The sequence below is a fragment of the Bacillus sp. KNSH39 genome, from assembly GCF_052656585.1.
On sequence record NZ_JBQXYO010000001.1, the window covers coordinates 1,268,728 to 1,289,136 of the forward strand.

Here is a 20,409-nt window from a genome sequence, read left to right on the forward strand (position 1 = left end):
TATCAATAGGATAGACACTTTATAAAATGTTTAGTTTAACTAATAAAGCTAATAAAATTTGAAGGAGAATTTGAATATTCACTGCAATATCTGTATCAGTAGTTGTTACGGTTACGTTTCTAGAATTTTTAATAAATGTTTTTTGTCTATTAATTTGTTTAATAGCTGATTTTTGAAATAATTCTTGTGTTATTTTATCTGCCTTTTCACTATCTGCTATAGAAATACTTACTACAACTACGATAGCTGCTTGTAATGCCGCTTGGATAGATAGCGCAGCTTTTGTATCTGTAGTAGTAACTTGTACATCTGCTGAATCAACTATTTCAATATATTCCTCAGAAATTTGATCGATTTCATCTGTTTGTATAGCTTCCTCTAAAAAATTTGCATTTTTACTAAACGAATAATCATTTAATGATTCGCAATCTTCTTTTTTCGGATCGCAATCCTCTTTTTTTAGCTCACAATCCTCTTTTTTTGGCTCACAATCCTCTTTTTTTGGCTCAGGAACTCGTTTTTTCGGCTCAAACTCCCGGTTTAATGGATCCCGATTTTTCTTTCGTCTACAAACTTCACATTCACACATAAAATCACCCCTTTTAGTCTTAAAAATTAGCAATATTAAAATATTGACTAACTAATAGCATTTTATGTATTTTTTAAAAATTTGTTTGGACAAGTAACTTAATCTTCTACTTCTTTTTCTAATAAAAAAAGCTGCCTTCTAATAAGAAGACAACTTTCTTTGTGACTACTCTAGAATAGATTTCATACAATATAATTGTTCCTTCCTTATAACCTGAGTTCGTCACTTTAGTTATAAAAATGTGGGTATATCCTATACCTTTTTTAGGGACCATCCATAATTTATTTCATAAAAAGTGCTTTGTTTTACTGAAAGGTGGTTGCGGAAACAACCGCCTTTTTATTCGGAACAAAATAAAACTTTTATATAAAAGCCCCATACTTAAATACACTAAACTTCATATAATATATTGCATCCTTTCTTTTTAGAATAAGTAGTCGTTTACTGAAGGGCACTTTTCGAAGTGCTCTTATCTTTAATCCCCCTCTTTTTCAGGAAGAGTTTTTTTACTAAACCCTAATATGATTTGTATCACTAAGGCTAGGGATTACGACATTTCCTTAATAACTTCAATGAATATAGTAGCTACTAATTAAAATACCCCTATGATCTTCTCTACACTTAAACCATCGTGCATTACCGAACACATGAATTAATTTTTATTTTGACTATGTAACACTAAATTCACAAGATTATTATCCTATGTTTGATGAAGCCATCATTTCAATGCCAGCAACCCCACACTTTTAACTAATAACTTAAACAAATGGGCTACCTCAAGGTTCCTTTGATATAGTATGTTATGTTCTATATAATGAAGAGAGCGCTAGTATTCCGAAGGAGGATATATATGAGTATTCAATTGGCCACATCTAACGATTTAAAATGGATTAATAATCAATATGACTCAATAGGATTTGTACGAAGTGATTTAAAGAGAGATAAAGTTGCAATTATTACATATAACAACGAGTATGCAGGTGTTGGCCGATTAGTCCAAATAGATGAAGATACTTTAGAAATGGGCGGGATTTTTATTCTGCCTCAATTTAGAGGGCTTCAATTAGCTGGTGAGCTTGTTTCATTTTTAGTAGAAACTGCGAAAAAATCACAAATACAAAATGTATATTGTCTTCCTTTTGAGGAATTAGAAAACTTTTATAAGAAATATGGATATACTGAAGTCGATACTACGACAGAAGCAGTCCATCCAATTATTCTAAAAAAATATAATTGGTGTTTGGAGAACTACGATAAACACGTTCTACTATTTAAATTGTAAATGTAATAAAGTGAAACTTTAATCAGTGGGAGTTTTAATCAAACCCCTCACCAATCGGGCTTTGATTAAAACTCTATGTTCCGTCAATACTATAGATAATATGATTGTATTTCTCCATTCCCCCTGAGAGAGGAGCAGTTGGCTTTTGCTAGCTGCTCTTTTATTTTTTCAAAAAGTCACATAAATATCTTTAATTCCAAACATTCAAAAGATAAAATATGATATGATTGTTATGAAGATATTTACCAACTAATAAATGCGCCCTAGACTTACGTACTAGGGCGCATTTATTTTTTAGTATGTAACTCCTTCACTCATCTATTATCCACAAAATAAGTATCATATGCCTTATCAAATTCATATCCTAACTTTTCTGCTAGTTTAGCAGATGTAGTATTCGCTGCGTCCCAGTTTGGATACTTTCCATTTTCTAAGCAATCCAATATAAGAGCTGCACTTACTACAGTTGCCAAGCCCTCTCTTCTATGATTGTGATCAGTCGCAACTTCAATTTCAATCCCATTATTATAAATACTATACGAGGATGCACCGCATACAACTTCTCCGTTATATAAAATGCTATAACCTATACCACGGTTTATATAATCTTCTACCGAATGAAATTGACTTGTGAAATCTTCAGATATCTTATGTAATGTAGGGCTATTTGCGATATGCTCGTCTATTCTTCTTAACTCATATTCTTTTGGAAGTGCTGATATAAAAGATTTTAATTTTGAACGATTAAAAACTTCTGGATTTCGTTTGAATTTATAACGTAAAAACTTATCTATTTTTCTTTCATGGAATGTTTCTAAGCGTTGTTTCCACTCTTCACTATTTACGATAACTAAAATTCTTTCTGGAATATTACGTAATAACTCTTCTGTTTCTTTCGTATTTGGGTCTCCAGCGTAAAATGTAAAAATCCCTACCGTAACTTGTGCTACTTTTGGATTTTCAAGATCATTTACCCAAGCAGTACCCATATGCCCTTGTAAATAAGAAAGTAAAACAACGTTATTGAAATCCTCAAACATAGAAACTAGTTTTTTTCTTGTATGTATATTCGCTTCATATATCATTTACATTCCCGCCTTCTTTAGAATCAACTACTCTTAACATTTTCATGAGCGCTCCATAATTCGTATTCATATACATACCCACCTGTTCATCATAAAAGCAATTGACTATTAAATTAAAACTTCGAATATTTATAAAATATCAGTAAACATAAAATGATTATAACATCTACTAACTATGAAATGATCAACATATAAAATAAGTCAACAATAAATATATTTCTTACCCGTTAACAAACGGTTTGAAGGACCAACATAATTAATTATGTAACAACCCTCAACAATAGTTTGAGGGTGCATTTAAATACATGTGTTATAACTCATTTTTATAAATAAAAGATTCCGTCTCACCGTTCTTATATACTTTAGTCAATTTAACAAATGATTTATACGTGTTAACGTCATCCTCTATCATTTTTTTCATCTCTTCTATTTCGGCATCACCAGTTCCGCCCTCTATTTTTAAACAGTTCGAAATGGAAAGGTATCCGCTTGATGCCAATATAAAAATAAAAATCGTATCAGGAAAATTAATAAATAATAATCCGTAGTTTAAAGGGTCTCTAGCTGGATGTGATAAAAGTAATCGAAAACCTACCAGTTCAGGTACTTGAACAAAATCTCTAGAAACTCTCGCCTCACCTACTATAGTAATTTGCTTTACTACATTCCCGAGATCATCTGTAAATTCAGTACATCTAGGTGGATTAATTGTTGTTGCTTGGAAAGACACATTTAATTCAGGATTGTTAAAATCGAAAAAGATTGTACTCCCCTCTGTTAAACAATGCGGGCAAACATTTCCTAGCAAGCTAAAGTCCTCTTCAATATATTTAACTTTTGTTTTGCAGCTACATACTTTCCCTATTCGAATTGCATCAATCTTTGAACAATCGACAAATATAACCTCATTGTCTTCTTGTACGAATGATACGATACCTGTTTTCTTATTAAATGAAAGAAAATAAGATACAGCAATTTCGTTTCCTTCTATTATGATACTTTCAACTTTAGTATACGGTTCTAGACTTTGTAAAAACTCACATATACTATTTTGGCAACACCCACAATTACGTTTCGGTTCACACCCCACTTACACTCCATCCCTTCTCTATATAGAATTGCTACTACATATATATGAGAAGAAAATAAGAAAAGCTTGGACAATATAACGTTAACGTAGCAATATCGTTACCTAATCGTACATTTATATGGAAATCACACCATTTTTGAGTAAGGACACATAATTTTTACTATAAATACATATAACAATTTCATCTTTCATGAAAAAAACGTTATAATAAGGTGTAGCCTCTACGATTACGTTATAAAGGAGATTAAAACAATGGCTAAAATTAAAGTATACCAAGCAAAAGAGGAAAATATGGAAGCAGTAAAAAACATCATTGATGTTGAGGAACAAAACCCAACTGCTGAAAACTTACAAAATCTATACGCATGTGTATTAGATACTGAAGATATGGCATTGCCTGAATCATACATTGAAGAAGATATCTTAATTGATTCTATTGAAGTTATGGTTAACGCTTCTCAAAGCAAAGTAAGAGACTTAGGTGCTTACGATGTAATCGAAGTTCAAAACAAAGGTAAGAAAACACAAATTTTACTATTAGCAGACGAAGAATACGAAATTATCGAAGGCTAATCTAAATCTGTACATACGAAAAAGCTCCTTTCCAATTAGAAAGGAGCTTTTTCATTACGCTTTTGATGTTTCACTCTTTTTATTCGTTTGTTGTTTCTTAATTACCATGCGCTCATTTCCCATAAAGAAAATGAATATGAATGCTAATCCAGCTGGTACCAATGCCCACATGAATGTTTGAACAATTGAACTAGAAAGAGCGTCAATAATCTTATCTAATATTTGCGGAGGGATTTGAGATCTTGCTGATTCTGATAGAATAGCTCTTGAATCCCCTAAAGCGTTTGTATTCATTCCCCCGCTCATCCCTTTAAATGCTTCTTCTAATTGATCTTGGAAACCTGTTCTTTGGATCATTCCGAAGATTGTAATGCCTAGTGTCATTCCTAACGAACGAATGAAGTTACTCGTTGAAGTCGCAGACCCGCGCTGTTCCATACCGAAGTTGTGAATAGCTGCCATACTTAGTACAGAGAATGAGAAACCGACTCCAAATCCGATAATAATCATATAAACTGTTAATAATACACGACTTGTTTCTGGTGTTAACGTGCTTAATAAGAATAGTCCAATTAGCATAATAACCGCAGAAATAATCATAATGTTTCGGTAGCTAAGTTTAGTTGTTAAAAATCCGCCTAACTGCGCTGTTACGACTGATCCTAACATCATCGGTAAAAGTAATAATCCTGAGTTTGTTGCGGTACCACCGTATACACCTTGAATAAATAACGGAATGTACACAGTTGCTGACATAAATGCAGCACCGTAACATAAAGCAATAATTGTACTCATTCCGAATAAGCGCTGCTTAAACATCTCAAATGAAATAATTGGTTCTTCTACTTTTCGTTCAATAAAAATGAATGCGATGATTAAAATGGCGAATCCACCAAATAAGCTTAAAATAAAGCTAGAATCCCAATCATATTTTTGTCCACCTAGTTCTAAAGCAAACATTAAACAAATTACTGCACCAACTAAAGTAATTGCACCAAACCAATCAATCTTTTGCTTTCTATGAACGCGTGATTCTTTATAAAAGAATGTAATAAAAATAAGTGCTAAAATGCCAAGTGGTAAGTTAATATAAAATACCCAGTGCCAGCTAATGTAATCGGTAATATATGCGCCAAGTAATGGCCCGAAAATACTAGATAATCCAAATACCGCTCCGAATAAGCCACCCATTTTCCCGCGTTTTTCAGGTGGGAAAATATCAAAAACGATAGTAAACGCAATTGGCACTAATGCCCCGCCGCCAATACCTTGAATGGCACGATAAATACCTAACTGTGTAATATTTTCAGCAGTACCACAAAGTGCCGAACCAATCATAAAGACAATTAAACCGAAAATAAAGAATCTCTTTCTACCATACATATCTGATAGCTTACCGAAAATCGGCATGCCTGCCATTTCTGCGACCATATAGGCAGAAACGACCCATACAAAGTTTTCGAGGCCTCCTAAGTCACCAACGATTGTTCCCATCGCCGTTACGACAATGGTATTATCCATCGATGCCATTAAAATACCTAGCAATAAGCCCGCCACAACAAAGCCGAGCTTATTATTCTTCTCAACCATATCTCTTGCTCTCCCTCATACTACTTATATTTGTTTATGTTCTTTTACGACTGCATTACCTTTTTGATTAAAACTAGTATGATATTCTACAACACTAATTTCACATCCAGGACCAATTGTGACGTTGTTGCCTCTTACAACTTCAGCAATCGTATGTTCTAAATAGATATCATCTCCTTCAACAATCGAAGTTTGGAGGTTTCCAGCATGACTAGTAAAAGGAATAAATCTCGTTTTTTTACGAACAGTAATCTTTTTGCCACCAATTTCTCTTACCTTACTGCCTTCATAACGAAGTGAGATTTGAATATTTTCAGCATTAAGTAATCCAGCACTTTCAAGACCACCAGTTAATGATAAATCTTCTATTTCAATATCTCCCTTCACATTTAAAGCACCTTTTACATCTACGAAATCACCTGAAAACTTTCCTGCAATATCTATCATACCTCTAACTTTTGTTTTTTCAATATGAGCATCACCATGAATTTGTGTATTACCATATACTTTTACATATTCCGCATCTACATTTCCTTGTACTTCGTTATCTCCATACACGACATAGTTTTTCACTTTCACATTACCGCGTACATCACTCGTTCCGTACGTTTTAAACTCATTGCAACTCATATCATTCGTAATTGTTCCTTCACCGCGAATCTTCACTTTATTATAATCTCCGCCTGCTGAATTACCAGAACCATTTACTGTGAGACTATGTGGATGTTCCATATTGATTTCTCCCTTCCGTTAAACCTGCTTAATTTCTTTTACATTTGCATTTTTATCAACAGTAAGAACACCCGTATATTCAATCAGTTCAATCTCACAGTTTGCTCCTACTGTAACATTGTTTCCTCTTACCGTTCTTATGTGAGCATAATCAATATCGATATTGTCACCTTCTAATAGTTCAGCTTCTAACTGCAAGCCAAATACTGTTTTAAATAGCCTACTAAATGTACCTGATCTATGTCTTACTTTAATCGTTTGACCACCAATTTCTTTCGCTCGACATGTACCGTGAATATTTATATTAATTTCATCTGCGCTTAATAAACCACCGATTGTAAATTGTCCTTCTGAAGAAAAAGTATCCACTTCACAATTACCGTCAATTGTAGCTTGACCATTGACTTTAAATTCTTCACCAGTGACATTTCCACCTATCGTACCTTTTCCTGCAATTTTCAAACTGTTTGCTTTTACATTTTGCGTAATTGTTGCTTTTCCATCAATTCGCATCGTTTCAGCATGAACTGTGCCATCAACTTTACCAGATCCGCTAATTCGTGCACTGCTACTTTTCAAATCGCCAGTAACTGCACCGTAACCGTTACATTCAAATTGCTCACATTCAACATTTCCATTCACAGTTCCTTTTCCGTTTAATTGCACTTTATGAAACTCGCCACCATTCGATGAACCGTAACCATTTATAATCAAATTATCTGTACGCATACTTTCTCCTCCACTACAACAATTTAGTTTTTAATGCTTCGGTATATTTCATAATCGCTTCGCGTAAAACGATTTTGGTGCCTTTTTCAAAAATTAAATCGTCCACGTTTGAAACTAATAAACATGTAGAAATACCTAACTTTCGGACAATGATTAAGTCACAAGTTTTATGTTTCATTGCTTCATAATTTTCACGTAAAACTTGCAAGACCATTTTTCCTTCTTCTAAACTAATCTCTCCTGATTGTAGTAATTCTTCTAACATGTACACATAAAGAATGTCTACAAATTGAAACTCTGCTGTTTTATTCGTTTGTTCTATGAAAAATTGTAAAACTGGTTCTGATGCAATCCCCTTGCGTAAAATCTCTTCCTTTGTTAAAAGAATTTCTCTCACACTCGGTGAAAACATGTTCGCTAGTTCATCAAGTGATAAATCCTCTTTCATCGTTTGGATTTTATCGATACGCTCTAATATCTTTTCTTTCGGAAAAAATGTCTCTTGACCTGTAAACGTTGATTTTCGTACAAACCAATCTTCCGGAATTAAATTTTTTCTTTTCCACCTATATAACTGTCCGTATGAAATACCAGTTAGTTCTAATAAATCTTTTTTTGAAATTAAATCTGTACTCAACTGTATAACACTCCTTCCTGATAACAATGTAACATAACACTGTTACGCTGTAAATAGACTTTTATCACAAGTAGCGTAACAATGTGTAAAACAAACCTATTCTCACATACAAAAAGGCTCTTACACATCTTATGAAAATGTGCAAAAGCCCTTATATATCAAGATTTAAACCAAATATTATAAAAATCAATCCAACCTTGTGAATTAATCATTATATTTTGAACTTTTTCATGTGTACTTACCTCTTGTTTATTACGATATAAAGGAATAATATGAATTTGACGTAACAAAGTATCCTCGATATCGCGTAACAGTGTAACTCTTTTCTCTAATTCTTCTTGTCTAAAATAAGGAGACAACTTTTCATGAAAGTCCATGCTGCTTTGTCCATGAATAAAACTATTTTTTGTAAGAAACATATATAATAAACTATCTTCTATTCGTTCACTTATTGTGGCACTATCATGCATCATATCGGCCTTTTGTATCGTACTTACTTCCAATAGCTCTTCTATCTCAAGAAAATTATTTTCTACACGAATCCCGTACTTCGCACACTCTTTTTGTATCCATTGTGCATCTTCAACATGATCTCGTCCTGTAAATGTGTAGAGTTGTAGCACTTCACTATGATAAGTACTCCTTTTAATTAAACTTTCGATATCTTCGTCAATATCTACTATGCTTTCATTTGCTAATATTAGTTTCTTTGCCACTTCTCCACGTTCTCCGCCGAGTTCTTGAACGATTGTATAACCATGAATGATTTGATATAACGCTTTCCGAAATAACGCATCTTGCATTGGTCCTTCTTTCGTAAGATTACATGTTATATATGTCACGTTCGACTCAAGCCGAGACAATTCTTTATTATATTTTTCTTTATCTTTATACTGCGCCTTTACTAAAACATCGTATGTACTTACACCTTGTTCTACATTCCACAACTCAATACGATCTAGAAAAGGTCTTTCACGAAAATATAAAGGATGTCCTTCTAAAATGAACAGATTTTCATTACTTTTATATAATTGAAAAGGCCCTGTTCCAATTAACCCTCCTGCTTCATCTTCATTCACGATAGAACACTGTTCTGCACTTAGCATATGTAAAAACATTCGATTTTCCGTATGTAATTGAATTTCGAAAACGTAGTCATCCACTGAACGGATATTTTCAACGTGTTGTAACATCCATGCATGTGCATTATTTTCCAGCTTCATAAATCGATTCAACGAGTATATAACATCATGTGCAGTAAGTTGTTTTCCATTATGAAAGTGAACTCCTTTTCGTAAGTAAAACGTCCATATTTTTTCAGCGTCATTATATTCCCAGTGAAATGCAAGTCTTGGCTCTATAATGTTTGTATTACCGTCTACATACACGAGTGTGTCGAATATATGTTTTACCATATGGCATTCTGAACGCATTGTAGCGTATACAGGATCTAATGTGATATCTAAATTCATTTGTACTTGCAACCGGAGTACATCTCTTCTCCCTTCAGATGTCATTTCAACCTTATGACCAAATATTGAATCCACCCAGGAGTGATATTCTCCCTTTACCGATGGAAAATGTGAGCTATAGCGTTCCACAAATATGCTTCCGCTTTTCACATCCCCTTTTTTCGTTATTTCTTTTCCTCTATCTAAAATTAAAGACATCGGGTGCTTTTGAAATATTAACTTAGAACGATTTCCTCTGCCGCGACCTGGAAACCACTTAATCCAATTTAACTCATCTAATTTTTTTATAATTAATTTACTATTACGCTCTGTACAAAATAGTGTTCTAGATATATTTTGCACTGTTACTTCCAATCGTTCTCCCTCTTTTTTCCCTTTTCCATAAGCAATCCATAGTTCAATGTATTGATCTAAAATAAACATCATACTCCCCCTAAAAGGTGAAAAATACTCCCTATTGTTTCTACCCTTTTTCCAACTCTCCTTTCATCTTATCATTTCAATATAGAAAGGAGGAATTAATATTGAAGTATCTCTTACTTCGTTACAATAAACCTATTTTTATTAGACTGTGCGGTGAATTATTAACCCGAACGACTGAATCTATGTTAGCTCTCATTATGATTATTTACGTCAATAAAATGTTAAACGGCAATGTAATAATAACTATGCTGATTTTCGGACTGCAGCCACTTTCAGACATTTTATTTACACTTATTGCTGGAGGAATTACTGATAAATATGGCCGAAAAAAGATTATGTTACTCGGATTATTACTACAAGGTGTTGCAATCGGTAGTTTCGTTTTCGCTCAATCCGTTTTTATATTTGCACTGTTATATGTCATTAATGGTATTGGCCGTTCCTTATACATTCCAGCTCAGCGTGCACAAATTGCTGATTTAACAAAACAAGAGCAGCAAGCAGAGATTTTTGCTCTCCTACAAACGATGGGAGCAATCGGATCCGTAGTCGGCCCTTTAATCGGTGCAAGTTTTTATAATACTCACCCAGAATATTTATTTATCGTGCAAAGTGTAACTCTTACGATATATGCTGTTGTTGTTTGGACCCAGCTCCCAGAAACTGTTCCACCTATAAGTAAGTCGAAACAAACAGTTGAGGCAAGTTCACCAAAGCAATTTGTTTTTAAACATTACGCCATATTCGGTCTTATGGTTTCTACACTTCCTATTAGCTTTTTTTATGCACAAACTGAGACGAATTATCGTATTTTTGCAGAACATGTATTTCCTAATCTCGTATTCATACTCGCATTTATTTCAACATGCAAAGCCATTTTGGAAATCATTCTACAAATCTTCCTCGTAAAATGGTCTGAACGATTTTCTATGGCGAAAATCATCCTTATTTCTTACGCCTGCTATACAATAGCTGCAGTTGGCTTTAGTTATTCAACGACGATATTGTCGTTATTCTTCACCTTACTCTTTTTAGTCATTGGAGAAAGTATTGCTCTAAACCATTTATTACGATTCGTTTCAGAAATTGCACCTCATGATAAACGTGGTTTATATTTTTCAATTTACGGTATACACTGGGATATATCTCGAACGTGTGGACCAGTTATTGGTGCAGTTATATTAAGTAAGTTAAATGGAAGTATGCTGTTTTATATTTGTGCTAGCTTCTTATTAGTTGGAGGTATTGTTCAAGCGCTATTTGTTCAAAGTTTGGAACGTAAAAAAATCGTGAACCATCCTACACATAATTTATAGGTTACTACTTTTTCAGTAGATCAACATTTCTTATTGGATAAATGCTAAAAAATAAAAGTGAAGTATTTCGCATATGAAAGTATGTTTTATATGACAGGAGACGTTCCTTGTTTACAACTAAAAACACCTCACTTCAAGAAAGTGAGGTGTTTTTGAAATCACTTAATTTCTTATCCTGCCATTTTATTAATACTATCCTCTGGCGAAAATACGGAAATATGATCGACCTTACCAGTCGATTTTGGAATGACAAATTTCAATTCATACTGGTTATTTACTTTGTATACATATATTTTATCTTCACCATTCTCTTTAACTGAAGATGGTTTTCCTAATGCTTTTTCAATTTCTTGTAATGTAATCAATTTTAGTTCTGCATGATATGAGCGTACATCAAAAACTTGTGACCCTTTATTAAATCCGAAAACAACATTTTTATTTGTAAAATTTGCGTACATTCCATTCCCTGCATATTCGGTTTTATTTGCTTTCCCCCACGCTTTTTCAATTTCTTCAATATCCCCTGTATGGGCTCCAAATGGCACATTAGGTACCTTTCCTTCTTTTGCTAGTTCAAACAAATCTTTAACGTGGTTAATTGATTTTTGATTAAGTGTTCTATCTTTCGAATCTTGCTCAGCTGATGGTTTTGTTGTTTTTTCATTACTTGGTTTTGCTTCAAGATTTTTCTTTTCTTCTGAAGAATTGCTTTGTTCATTTTTATGATTTTCCGAGGCTGGATTTGCTTCCTTTTTTTCGTCTGTCCCTTTACATGCTGCTAATGCAAATGTGCATGTAAAAGCAAGAAATAACATAACTATTTTGAAATATACTTTCATCATTTTTACCCCCTATTGTATTTTATTCATTTCGATAATCAACCGGATGCGAAGTATAGTATTAATTAAGGACTTCTAATTCTAAATCGTCACTTTCCCATAATTTTAAAAAACTTGGAATTATATTGTTAATCATCGTATTCATCTCCTTCTTTAAACCTTCTCTTCTCGATGATAATATCCTCTATCTATAACTTAAAACATGCTGTCACAACAGCTCCTTGAAACAAAAAAACCAGTAGGAAGTGATTACTCTTTTCCTACTGGTTGAAATGAAATTAAACGGTAAATCTTAGCTTCTTAAAAAATGTAGCGATAGTGTTTTTTACTGTTTCAAAATTATAAGCAAACGTGTTATCTCCACTTAATGATGAAATACATGTTAAACCTGCAGCTTTAATAAAAGCTTTTACATCTACAAGCATAGAATTAGCCTCCAAGAATTTAATTACAATCATTATAACAGGTGTTTTACGACGCTAACATGAAAGTAATAAATAAATTTCTATTATTAATTTATCCCGCTATTTGCCGGGCAGTAAGATCCCCACCTCAAAATTCAGCGGAAACAAAGAAGTTAGGTGGGGGCCCTGCTGCCCGTAAAAGCTAAATTGGTGAGAACTGATAATCAGTGGGAATGAACAAAACCCCCACTGATTAAAATTTCACCTTATTTAGCTTACAGTACACCATTTCAATGTCATATAAAAAAGCTGCCCAAAAAGAGCAGCTTCAAATATGTATATTACACTTCAATTGATTTACCATCTTCAACAATATGATAAAGTAAATGCGCTAAATGATGAATTGGACCGTATTCTTCCTCTTCCTCATCTGTTTCGCCTTGGAATTCAAGATCGTTTAAGTATAGTGCTAAAAATTGATAGTATAGTTTTAAATCAAATCCGTAGCATGCAGTTGGTTCTTCATGATCCCCTTCATATTGTAACATTAAGTATTGATCATTTCCTTCTGCATCTTCTGCATCAAAGAATACGAAGAAGCCAACGTTTGTATCTAAATCAAATAAATGACGAGTACCTTTTTCAGTTGCTTTATTGAAGTCCTCTTCACTTAATTTATGTACTGTTGTCGCTTTTGCATTATCTTCTTGATGGAAATTTACTGTAAATGATTTCAATGCTGACACCTCCTGATTGTATAATACTAGCATAACATATAAAAAGGACTGCTTACAAATGTAAACAGTCCTTACATTCATTTTCGCATTGCTCGTAATAAGAAGCTTACGATGAAAATTAAAATGATCGCACCGATTAAAGCTGGAATAATTGCATATCCCCCAATGACTGGACCAAAACTACCAAGTAATTTCGAACCAACCCAAGAACCGATAATACCAGCAATAATATTACCAATTACACCACCAGGTACGTCCTTTCCAGTAATTAAGCTCGCAAGCCATCCTAATATACCACCGACGATTAAAGACCAAATCATATAATAACCTCCTTTACATTTCACCAATCAAAATATAATTAGAAACAATTGCTTACCATTAGTTATGTGACATTTTTCATAAGTTATTCATGTTGTTCAACTTTAAGATTTTTGAGAATAATACACACAGATTAAACCTTTTTTTGAACTAACGATTTATCCGACTTGTTATTACACACATTAAGAACAATCTAGCTTCAATATTGTTCGCATAAACTCTTCTTTAAAAGCTGCATAGTTAAAACCAACAGCAATTCTTTGAATCGGCCGATCATCAAACCTTGTTGGCTCAGCTATTTTTCTAAAGTCTGCTACACTTTGGCCCCTAGTCACATCATTTGTCGTACTAATCCACACTGCCGATTTTTTATATTCGAAAATACTGTCATTTATAAACGAGATAAACGGTAGTAAATCGTGTATAGGACTTCCACCAATACCCGGATATTCTTTTTTATAGAAATTCTCATAATAAAAATCAATCATTGGTTTAATGAGTTTCGCCTGTCCAGTTCCTTGTTTATCTATTATTTTGGCCATTTCAGGCGTAATAAGCGCGCCCTGTGTTACATTTAACGGGTATATGCTAGCGTTTTTCGCATATTTCATAACAATATTTGCTGCAATTGGATCACCATAAAAATTCGCTTCAGATACTGGTGTAACATTACCTGGAAATAGGAAAGCGCCGCCCATTATATAATACGAACAAATACGATCCATTATATTTGGATACAATAAAAATAACGTAGCAAGCGTCGTTAGTCTCCCTGTCGCCACAATTATAATATCTTCTGGACAAGGTTCGATTAATTTGATTAATTCACAAAAATTTTCTCGTTTACAAATTCTCATCTCAGGTGGAATAATAGGACCTAAACCGTGATCCCCGTGGATTTCAGGGAAAAACAAAGGCTCTTCAGCTGTCATCGGTCTACTCGCACCTTCAATAATTTTCACTTGTGTAGCATAGTACCTTTCTAAAAAATAAACATTTTCCGTAACGATATCTCGTGATACATTCCCGTACTCAGCAACAATACCTAGAATATCTAATTTACATGTTTTATTTGCATAAATTAACGCTACGGCGTCATCAATACCAAAGTCTCCAAAAAAGATAATTTTCTTATTAACTATTCTCACCCCTCTTCAGCATAATCTACTATTATTATTATGTGAAAAAGACAAGGCGGTGAAACAGCGCAAACTAAAAAAGTCGCCTATTTATTGGCGACTTCAATCTTTTTATAAGACAAATATGCAAGTACATTTTTACTTGAATCGTATTTCGGGTTATTTCCTTTTCTCGGCTCTCTCATATGTGTCTTTTCAAATCCAGGAATGTCTGGCATTTTCCCCATAAATTCAAGTATTTCTTCCTCAGTACCTTCAATGCGTACACGAATCATTATAACTATTCCTCAATTCTCAGTTTCTCTGTACTAAGTATATCGTACTTCAGAAAGACTGCAACACATTTATCTTTTTAACGTTGTACTTTTTTTACATATAAACATAGCCATTTCAGTATAGAACGATTCTACTTTATTATTTTTAAATTGAATATTAAAATATCCCTTCATTTCGTTTGGTGCTTTCATCATACATTCTGTTAATTTTTCACGCTTTTGTAAAGGGACATCCATCATATTACACCACCAGTCAAAATCAAACTTCTTATCAAAAGTAAGACATGACTGCATTTGCAAACCGTTTTTTTCTAATAAAGTAAGCCATTCTGTCTTTTTTAGAGCTCGTTCATGACTTGGGTCTCGCTTTTTTTCTATAAAATTATAAAATGTATCATATTCATTATTTTCTGGCGAAACATTATCTATTAAGATGAATAATCCATTATCCTTCAATATACGATTTACTTCATAAATAAATTGAGCCGGATTCGTAAAATGATGGGCTGCAATCCGGCATGTGATTGTATCAAAAAAATGGTCTGCAAATGGTAAATCCTCTGCGTTTCCTGCTACAAAAGATACATTTTCATGCCCATTCTGCTTTATAAAAACTTTTGCTTTTTCTAACATCTGTTCTGTTAAATCAAGTGCAACTACTTCTTCAAACATGGGTGCTAACATATTTGCCACATGTCCGCCACCAGTAGCAACATCAAGAAGACGATTATTATGACGAGACTCAACTTGTTGAACTACATATTGTAAATCCAGTCCTTTAGCATGTATTTTACTATTTACATATTTATCTGCATTACTGCCAAACTGTTTTTTCACAAGCTCTTCTTTACTCATATTATCATCTTCTTTCTATTGTTATTTACATATACGACTCATATAATTATTACAATTCTCTTCATGTATTTTCAAATCCTCTTTTCATCTCACTTCTCATCACGTTCCCTTATAATCAAAATAATATGATTATACGTTCTTCCATTAAACAAAAAAGGCTACGGGAACTTGCCCCCTAACCTGACTAAATATTTACTACATTTTTATTTCTTCATATATATCTATATAATATAAATCCTCTTTCAACTTCATAATAACATCTACTTCGTTATAAGTAGCCTCACGAGCATGTAAACCAAATTGATCCATACCAATCCATATCCACCCAGGTGTAAGATATAAAACATCTATATTAAAATAATCTAACTTAGTAAGCTCCGATGTAATAAATTTATCTTTATTAGCGATTTGTTTATCTATTAAACCATATTCTTTTCCATTTTCAAATAGCGATATAAATTTCCCTACAATCGGATGTTCACGAACAATAAAATGATATTCTTTTTCCTCTATATTTACCACAATCAAACGAGAAACAGATAAATCAGGCCCTGAATTCGACATATTTGTTTATTCACCTCCTTATATAGGCTTCTTAAATATGATAACAAATGAATATTCAAATTAAGTTAATATAATGTAAAAAATAAAAAAGCTGAATCCCCTTTAGAAATCAGCCTTTATAATTCGATCAACTTTATTCTTTTACAAATTATTATAATGTTTCTTTTTCCTCATCATTTCCGGAAACTAAATTTCCTATAGCATCCGCTGTTACTTCTACTACAAATTCACAAATACCTGCTACAACTTCTCCAATTACTTCATCCATCTTTTTACCCCCTTATTTTATGTAACTTATTTGTAGTATAGAAGAAATTAGCGAATGTAAACTATCGAAAAAGGTGACATAAACCTTACAGAATTGTAAGCTCTTTCATCCCTCTGCTTATCCCCTTTGAAACTCCAAGTATTTTTAGCAGACATATAGGCCATCATAAATATGAAGCAAGTAATAATCTAGTGTCAGGAGGCGTTTAATATGTATTACGTAAAATTAATTAAAGGTCAATCTTTCTACGCTTTTGACCATCGTTTCTTGGTGTCTGAAGAAGAAGAGGTTTCAGAGAAAATTTATAATTACTTACGACGTAATGAATTTTTTGAAGTACGTAAAGAAGAATACTCTGCTTAATTACAAAAAGCATTAAGAAAAATATCATCTTATTGTGATATATTCTTAATGCTTTTATGTGAATTTCTTCTTTTCAATAATTGTTGTTGACTCTATTAAATAATCTAGTATTTGTCCAAGCTAATTCTTCACTATTTTCATATTCTAGTATATGAGGAGGTGAAGAATATGACTCATATCATTGATTACCAAGCTACTCAACCTATTAGTAAAACTGGTGAAACAACTTTTGCAATCCCAGCTTCTCCAAATAAAGCAATTTTAGCAAATTTGAAATTGAGAATTTCAAGTAGAGATTCACGTAATAATCGAGTAGAATTAATCGCTACAATTGGTGTAGAAGGAATAACTGGGACTTCACAAGTTTTATTCCGAATTTTCCGTGATAATATTGAAATTTTTAATGCACAAGTAGGTATTGAATCTACAGATTCTGAACAATTTTACGTACAAACATTTCAAGCTATAGATCAAAACGTTAGCAGTGGAACACACGAATATTCATTAACTGTAGAAAACCTTACTAGTGGTGCTAGTGCAGAAGTTGTTGGTCCTCTATCTTTTAGCGCTTTAGCTATTGGACAAGAGCGTAAATGTTGCTAAGTGAATCTAATATTTAGTTTTGTACTTGAGAAAAGCGAGGCGTAGTTATACGTTCTTGCTTTTTTATATGTATCCTTACTTTCTATTAGCTTTAATCATAAAATTTTTACGTTTTGATTCACTTATTTCAGCACTTAACACATCAAATTTTTGACAAATCAAAAAGATTGAAATCCACTTATGAAACACGTAATATAGACTCTGACTCTAAAAAAGTTCGTATAAAAACACTGCATAAATAAGGAGGTTTTATATACGCGTTTTTCATTTTAAAAGACGGAGAGGTTTTATGTTATGTGGCGTAATAAAAACGTTTGGATTGTTTTAATTGGGGAGTTTATTGCAGGTCTAGGATTATGGCTTGGTATTCTTGGCAACCTTGAATTTATGCAAAAATATGTCCCTTCTGATTTCATGAAATCAGTTATATTATTTATCGGACTATTAGCCGGTGTTCTAGTTGGACCTATGGCTGGCCGTGTCATCGATCAGTATGAAAAGAAAAAAGTTCTTCTTTACGCTGGGTTTGGTCGAGTTTTAAGTGTTATTTTCATGTTTTTTGCTATTCAATTTGAAAGTATCGCATTTATGATTGCATTTATGGTTGCTCTTCAAATTTCAGCAGCATTTTATTTCCCTGCATTACAATCTGTAATTCCACTCATCGTACGTGAGCATGAGTTATTACAAATGAACGGTGTACATATGAATGTTGGTACAATTGCTCGTATTGCAGGTACTTCACTAGGTGGAATTCTTTTAGTTGTGATGAGTTTACAGTACATGTATGCCTTCTCAATGGCAGCATACGCCTTATTATTCCTCTCGACTTTCTTCCTACAATTCGAAGACAAGAAATCAACAACACCAAGTAAACAAGCTGCAAAAGATAATAGCTTTATGGAAGTATTTCGTATTTTAAAAGGAATTCCTATTGCTTTTACAGCACTTATATTAAGTATCATCCCTCTATTATTTATAGCTGGGTTTAATTTAATGGTTATTAACATTAGCGAAATGCAACATGATCCTACGATTAAAGGGTTCATATATACAATTGAAGGTGTCGCATTTATGATAGGTGCCTTCGTAATTAAACGTCTATCTGATCATTTCAAACCTGAAAAATTACTATATTTCTTCGCAGTTTGTACTGCTTTTGCACATCTGTCATTGTTCTTTAGCGATATAAAATGGATGGCTCTTACATCATTTGGGTTGTTTGGGTTTAGTGTTGGCTGCTTCTTCCCTATTATGTCGACGATTTTCCAAACGAAAGTGGAAAAAAGTTATCACGGTCGCCTCTTCTCATTCCGTAATATGTTTGAGAGGGTTATGTTCCAAATCGTCTTACTTGGCACAGGCTTCTTCTTAGATACAATTGGGTTACAATATATGGTTCTCATCTTCGGAGTCGTTTCATTATTGATTATTTCTATTTCCCTCTCTAAGCAGAAACATTATGAAAAACAGCATTCGCAATCTGCGAATTTATAAAATAAACAAAGAAGTATGGATCTAATATTGAATCCATACTTCTTTGTTTTATAATACGCCTATTTATTACGTTTATTGAAATTAAAGGAGTATCCTCCTTTAATTTCGAATAGATTATAAAAAGTACTCTTTATAAAAGGAGTGGTAAAATGTCTGGTGGCATCGAAGTATTTATTGTCCTGCTCTTTGCAATTGCTCTGTTTAGCATCCTAAACTTTTTAGCCATTTCCTTATCTGGACATAGTTTTAAAAAAAGAATCGTGGCAGGTTTCATATTTTTACTACTGACTCCCATTATCTTTTTGACTATCACAACATTTGCTTCTATATTCGATAAAGCAGGATTTGGCGCAGGTACGTTAGCCTTTATGATCGCAAGCGTATATATATTAAATGGAATAGTGCTTCTGCTTTCCTCTTTATTTATGCTCAAAAAAGACATAACATAGGCTATGGTACTAGCATGAATCTGACTTTACACTAGATTCATGCTTATTTAATTTCTCCTAAATTTTTATATGAAATTAAATAATTCTTTAAAAAAATTTAAACTTTATTTATTATAATATCCCTATCGTATTCGCACGTTTATTCAAATTTAAAAGAAAGGAGCACAAAATGAAAAAGGTTCTACTTACAATTCCTATACTAATCATTCTACTTAGTGGATGCAGCAATAACGATATATACGGTTCTTGGGAAGTCGTTGACAATAAAAATGGTGAATGCCCTGTATATTATAAATTTGAAACAGTTGTCAAAAAAGAAAATAAAGAGGAAATTGTGCAAAATTTAGTAGAAATGCAAACAACAAAGAATAAAGACGATTTATATAAAGGCTCATTTGTCAAAAATTCTAATGTATATCACATTGATTATGGTAATTCATTTACATCGGACCAAACTTTAAAAGTTGCCGACGGTACACTAAATGTATACTTTTTGACAGCCGAAAAATTATGCACATATAAAAAGAAATGATTACATTTCAGAGGAGACGCAGAAAATATTTTCTGCGTTATTTCACTT

Annotated in this window: 24 protein-coding genes; 8 read left to right on the top strand and 16 right to left on the bottom strand. The window is 33.0% G+C overall.

Annotated elements, in window-relative coordinates:
* Positions 1-19: 19 nt before the first annotated feature.
* Positions 20-589 carry a spore coat protein gene (locus ACUL40_RS06370; protein WP_000333030.1) on the bottom strand — a complete coding sequence of 190 codons (570 nt, stop codon included), beginning with the start codon at positions 587-589 and terminating at the stop codon, positions 20-22.
* Positions 590-1,439: 850 nt separating this feature from the next.
* Between ACUL40_RS06370 and ACUL40_RS06375 the strand changes: the two genes are divergently transcribed.
* Complete coding sequence (locus tag ACUL40_RS06375) at positions 1,440-1,871, top strand: GNAT family N-acetyltransferase (protein ID WP_063220344.1); 432 nt, start codon at positions 1,440-1,442, stop codon at positions 1,869-1,871.
* Between the two features lie 314 nt (positions 1,872-2,185).
* On the opposite strand, the gene ACUL40_RS06380 is transcribed toward ACUL40_RS06375, so the two are convergent.
* Together ACUL40_RS06380 and ACUL40_RS06385 are read right to left on the bottom strand one after the other, a co-directional pair.
* A complete protein-coding gene (locus tag ACUL40_RS06380; protein WP_242245060.1) occupies positions 2,186-2,956 on the bottom strand; it encodes a GNAT family N-acetyltransferase in 771 nt (256 codons plus the stop codon).
* Between the two features lie 310 nt (positions 2,957-3,266).
* Positions 3,267-4,046, bottom strand: coding sequence for a BC_2878 family exosporium-associated protein (locus tag ACUL40_RS06385; RefSeq protein WP_242245061.1), 780 nt, complete (start codon positions 4,044-4,046; stop codon positions 3,267-3,269).
* Positions 4,047-4,298: 252 nt separating this feature from the next.
* Between ACUL40_RS06385 and ACUL40_RS06390 the strand changes: the two genes are divergently transcribed.
* Positions 4,299-4,619, top strand: a complete 321-nt coding sequence (locus ACUL40_RS06390; protein WP_001062733.1) for a hypothetical protein — start codon at positions 4,299-4,301, stop codon at positions 4,617-4,619.
* A gap of 54 nt (positions 4,620-4,673) precedes the next feature.
* Here the strand turns inward: ACUL40_RS06390 and ACUL40_RS06395 are convergent, their stop codons facing one another.
* The 5 genes from ACUL40_RS06395 to ACUL40_RS06415 all read right to left on the bottom strand — a co-directional run bounded on the left by ACUL40_RS06395 (position 4,674) and on the right by ACUL40_RS06415 (position 10,202).
* Complete coding sequence (locus ACUL40_RS06395) at positions 4,674-6,209, bottom strand: MDR family MFS transporter (protein WP_078385869.1); 1,536 nt, start codon at positions 6,207-6,209, stop codon at positions 4,674-4,676.
* Between the two features lie 24 nt (positions 6,210-6,233).
* Positions 6,234-6,941: a hypothetical protein gene (locus ACUL40_RS06400; protein WP_017673238.1), complete on the bottom strand. Its 708-nt coding sequence runs from the start codon at positions 6,939-6,941 to the stop codon at positions 6,234-6,236.
* Between the two features lie 18 nt (positions 6,942-6,959).
* Positions 6,960-7,670, bottom strand: a complete 711-nt coding sequence (locus ACUL40_RS06405) for a bactofilin family protein (protein WP_001258384.1) — start codon at positions 7,668-7,670, stop codon at positions 6,960-6,962.
* 13 nt (positions 7,671-7,683) lie between these two features.
* Positions 7,684-8,307, bottom strand: coding sequence for a YhbD family protein (locus tag ACUL40_RS06410; protein ID WP_000102257.1), 624 nt, complete (start codon positions 8,305-8,307; stop codon positions 7,684-7,686).
* Positions 8,308-8,465: 158 nt separating this feature from the next.
* A complete protein-coding gene (locus ACUL40_RS06415; RefSeq protein WP_000470211.1) occupies positions 8,466-10,202 on the bottom strand; it encodes an ABC transporter substrate-binding protein in 1,737 nt (578 codons plus the stop codon).
* A gap of 101 nt (positions 10,203-10,303) precedes the next feature.
* Between ACUL40_RS06415 and ACUL40_RS06420 the strand changes: the two genes are divergently transcribed.
* Positions 10,304-11,518 carry an MDR family MFS transporter gene (locus ACUL40_RS06420; RefSeq protein WP_078187065.1) on the top strand — a complete coding sequence of 405 codons (1,215 nt, stop codon included), beginning with the start codon at positions 10,304-10,306 and terminating at the stop codon, positions 11,516-11,518.
* Between the two features lie 170 nt (positions 11,519-11,688).
* Here ACUL40_RS06420 and ACUL40_RS06425 read toward each other — a convergent pair whose 3' ends face one another.
* From ACUL40_RS06425 to ACUL40_RS06460, 8 genes are all read right to left on the bottom strand, one after another.
* The gene (locus ACUL40_RS06425) at positions 11,689-12,360 is read right to left on the bottom strand and encodes a DUF4309 domain-containing protein (RefSeq protein WP_139362476.1); all 672 of its coding nucleotides are present in this window, start codon (positions 12,358-12,360) and stop codon (positions 11,689-11,691) included.
* Positions 12,361-12,635: 275 nt separating this feature from the next.
* Positions 12,636-12,782 carry a hypothetical protein gene (locus ACUL40_RS06430; RefSeq protein WP_000959548.1) on the bottom strand — a complete coding sequence of 49 codons (147 nt, stop codon included), beginning with the start codon at positions 12,780-12,782 and terminating at the stop codon, positions 12,636-12,638.
* A gap of 320 nt (positions 12,783-13,102) precedes the next feature.
* Positions 13,103-13,498 carry a hypothetical protein gene (locus ACUL40_RS06435; protein WP_000834883.1) on the bottom strand — a complete coding sequence of 132 codons (396 nt, stop codon included), beginning with the start codon at positions 13,496-13,498 and terminating at the stop codon, positions 13,103-13,105.
* A 77-nt stretch (positions 13,499-13,575) separates the two neighbouring features.
* Positions 13,576-13,818 carry a GlsB/YeaQ/YmgE family stress response membrane protein gene (locus ACUL40_RS06440; protein WP_000638306.1) on the bottom strand — a complete coding sequence of 81 codons (243 nt, stop codon included), beginning with the start codon at positions 13,816-13,818 and terminating at the stop codon, positions 13,576-13,578.
* A gap of 180 nt (positions 13,819-13,998) precedes the next feature.
* Positions 13,999-14,964: a nucleoside hydrolase gene (locus ACUL40_RS06445; protein ID WP_078187062.1), complete on the bottom strand. Its 966-nt coding sequence runs from the start codon at positions 14,962-14,964 to the stop codon at positions 13,999-14,001.
* 77 nt (positions 14,965-15,041) lie between these two features.
* Positions 15,042-15,230, bottom strand: a complete 189-nt coding sequence (locus tag ACUL40_RS06450) for a YvzF family protein (RefSeq protein ID WP_078187061.1) — start codon at positions 15,228-15,230, stop codon at positions 15,042-15,044.
* 69 nt (positions 15,231-15,299) lie between these two features.
* Positions 15,300-16,085, bottom strand: coding sequence for a class I SAM-dependent methyltransferase (locus ACUL40_RS06455; RefSeq protein ID WP_445422889.1), 786 nt, complete (start codon positions 16,083-16,085; stop codon positions 15,300-15,302).
* 195 nt (positions 16,086-16,280) lie between these two features.
* The gene (locus ACUL40_RS06460; RefSeq protein ID WP_000071478.1) at positions 16,281-16,649 is read right to left on the bottom strand and encodes a hypothetical protein; all 369 of its coding nucleotides are present in this window, start codon (positions 16,647-16,649) and stop codon (positions 16,281-16,283) included.
* Positions 16,650-17,127: 478 nt separating this feature from the next.
* Here ACUL40_RS06460 and ACUL40_RS06465 point away from each other — a divergent pair, with 478 nt between their 5' ends.
* From ACUL40_RS06465 to ACUL40_RS06485, 5 genes are all read left to right on the top strand, one after another.
* Positions 17,128-17,280, top strand: coding sequence for a YqbF domain-containing protein (locus tag ACUL40_RS06465; RefSeq protein WP_000291905.1), 153 nt, complete (start codon positions 17,128-17,130; stop codon positions 17,278-17,280).
* 168 nt (positions 17,281-17,448) lie between these two features.
* The gene (gene exsC / locus ACUL40_RS06470) at positions 17,449-17,883 is read left to right on the top strand and encodes an exosporium protein ExsC (RefSeq protein ID WP_000148799.1); all 435 of its coding nucleotides are present in this window, start codon (positions 17,449-17,451) and stop codon (positions 17,881-17,883) included.
* Positions 17,884-18,177: 294 nt separating this feature from the next.
* On the top strand, positions 18,178-19,380 hold the full coding sequence (locus tag ACUL40_RS06475; protein WP_000269258.1) for an MFS transporter: 1,203 nt from the start codon (positions 18,178-18,180) through the stop codon (positions 19,378-19,380).
* A gap of 149 nt (positions 19,381-19,529) precedes the next feature.
* Positions 19,530-19,829: a hypothetical protein gene (locus tag ACUL40_RS06480; RefSeq protein ID WP_078187059.1), complete on the top strand. Its 300-nt coding sequence runs from the start codon at positions 19,530-19,532 to the stop codon at positions 19,827-19,829.
* A gap of 169 nt (positions 19,830-19,998) precedes the next feature.
* Entirely contained in the window at positions 19,999-20,361 is a 363-nt protein-coding gene (locus ACUL40_RS06485) for a hypothetical protein (protein ID WP_000757022.1), read from the top strand.
* The last annotated feature ends 48 nt before the right edge of the window (positions 20,362-20,409 follow it).

What these genes read in the sequence shown, in the direction of transcription:
- exsC (WP_000148799.1), top strand. Translation starts at nt 17,449, where the DNA reads ATGACTCATATCATTGATTACCAAGCTACTCAACCTATTAGTAAAACT.
- ACUL40_RS06405 (WP_001258384.1), bottom strand. Translation starts at nt 7,670, where the DNA reads ATGCGTACAGATAATTTGATTATAAATGGTTACGGTTCATCGAATGGT.
- ACUL40_RS06455 (WP_445422889.1), bottom strand. Translation starts at nt 16,085, where the DNA reads ATGAGTAAAGAAGAGCTTGTGAAAAAACAGTTTGGCAGTAATGCAGAT.
- ACUL40_RS06460 (WP_000071478.1), bottom strand. Translation starts at nt 16,649, where the DNA reads ATGTCGAATTCAGGGCCTGATTTATCTGTTTCTCGTTTGATTGTGGTA.
- ACUL40_RS06375 (WP_063220344.1), top strand. Translation starts at nt 1,440, where the DNA reads ATGAGTATTCAATTGGCCACATCTAACGATTTAAAATGGATTAATAAT.
- ACUL40_RS06395 (WP_078385869.1), bottom strand. Translation starts at nt 6,209, where the DNA reads ATGGTTGAGAAGAATAATAAGCTCGGCTTTGTTGTGGCGGGCTTATTG.
- ACUL40_RS06450 (WP_078187061.1), bottom strand. Translation starts at nt 15,230, where the DNA reads ATGATTCGTGTACGCATTGAAGGTACTGAGGAAGAAATACTTGAATTT.
- ACUL40_RS06400 (WP_017673238.1), bottom strand. Translation starts at nt 6,941, where the DNA reads ATGGAACATCCACATAGTCTCACAGTAAATGGTTCTGGTAATTCAGCA.
- ACUL40_RS06390 (WP_001062733.1), top strand. Translation starts at nt 4,299, where the DNA reads ATGGCTAAAATTAAAGTATACCAAGCAAAAGAGGAAAATATGGAAGCA.
- ACUL40_RS06465 (WP_000291905.1), top strand. Translation starts at nt 17,128, where the DNA reads ATGTATTACGTAAAATTAATTAAAGGTCAATCTTTCTACGCTTTTGAC.
- ACUL40_RS06380 (WP_242245060.1), bottom strand. Translation starts at nt 2,956, where the DNA reads ATGATATATGAAGCGAATATACATACAAGAAAAAAACTAGTTTCTATG.
- ACUL40_RS06370 (WP_000333030.1), bottom strand. Translation starts at nt 589, where the DNA reads ATGTGTGAATGTGAAGTTTGTAGACGAAAGAAAAATCGGGATCCATTA.
- ACUL40_RS06480 (WP_078187059.1), top strand. Translation starts at nt 19,530, where the DNA reads ATGTCTGGTGGCATCGAAGTATTTATTGTCCTGCTCTTTGCAATTGCT.
- ACUL40_RS06475 (WP_000269258.1), top strand. Translation starts at nt 18,178, where the DNA reads ATGTGGCGTAATAAAAACGTTTGGATTGTTTTAATTGGGGAGTTTATT.
- ACUL40_RS06430 (WP_000959548.1), bottom strand. Translation starts at nt 12,782, where the DNA reads ATGCTTGTAGATGTAAAAGCTTTTATTAAAGCTGCAGGTTTAACATGT.
- ACUL40_RS06415 (WP_000470211.1), bottom strand. Translation starts at nt 10,202, where the DNA reads ATGTTTATTTTAGATCAATACATTGAACTATGGATTGCTTATGGAAAA.
- ACUL40_RS06485 (WP_000757022.1), top strand. Translation starts at nt 19,999, where the DNA reads ATGAAAAAGGTTCTACTTACAATTCCTATACTAATCATTCTACTTAGT.
- ACUL40_RS06440 (WP_000638306.1), bottom strand. Translation starts at nt 13,818, where the DNA reads ATGATTTGGTCTTTAATCGTCGGTGGTATATTAGGATGGCTTGCGAGC.
- ACUL40_RS06425 (WP_139362476.1), bottom strand. Translation starts at nt 12,360, where the DNA reads ATGATGAAAGTATATTTCAAAATAGTTATGTTATTTCTTGCTTTTACA.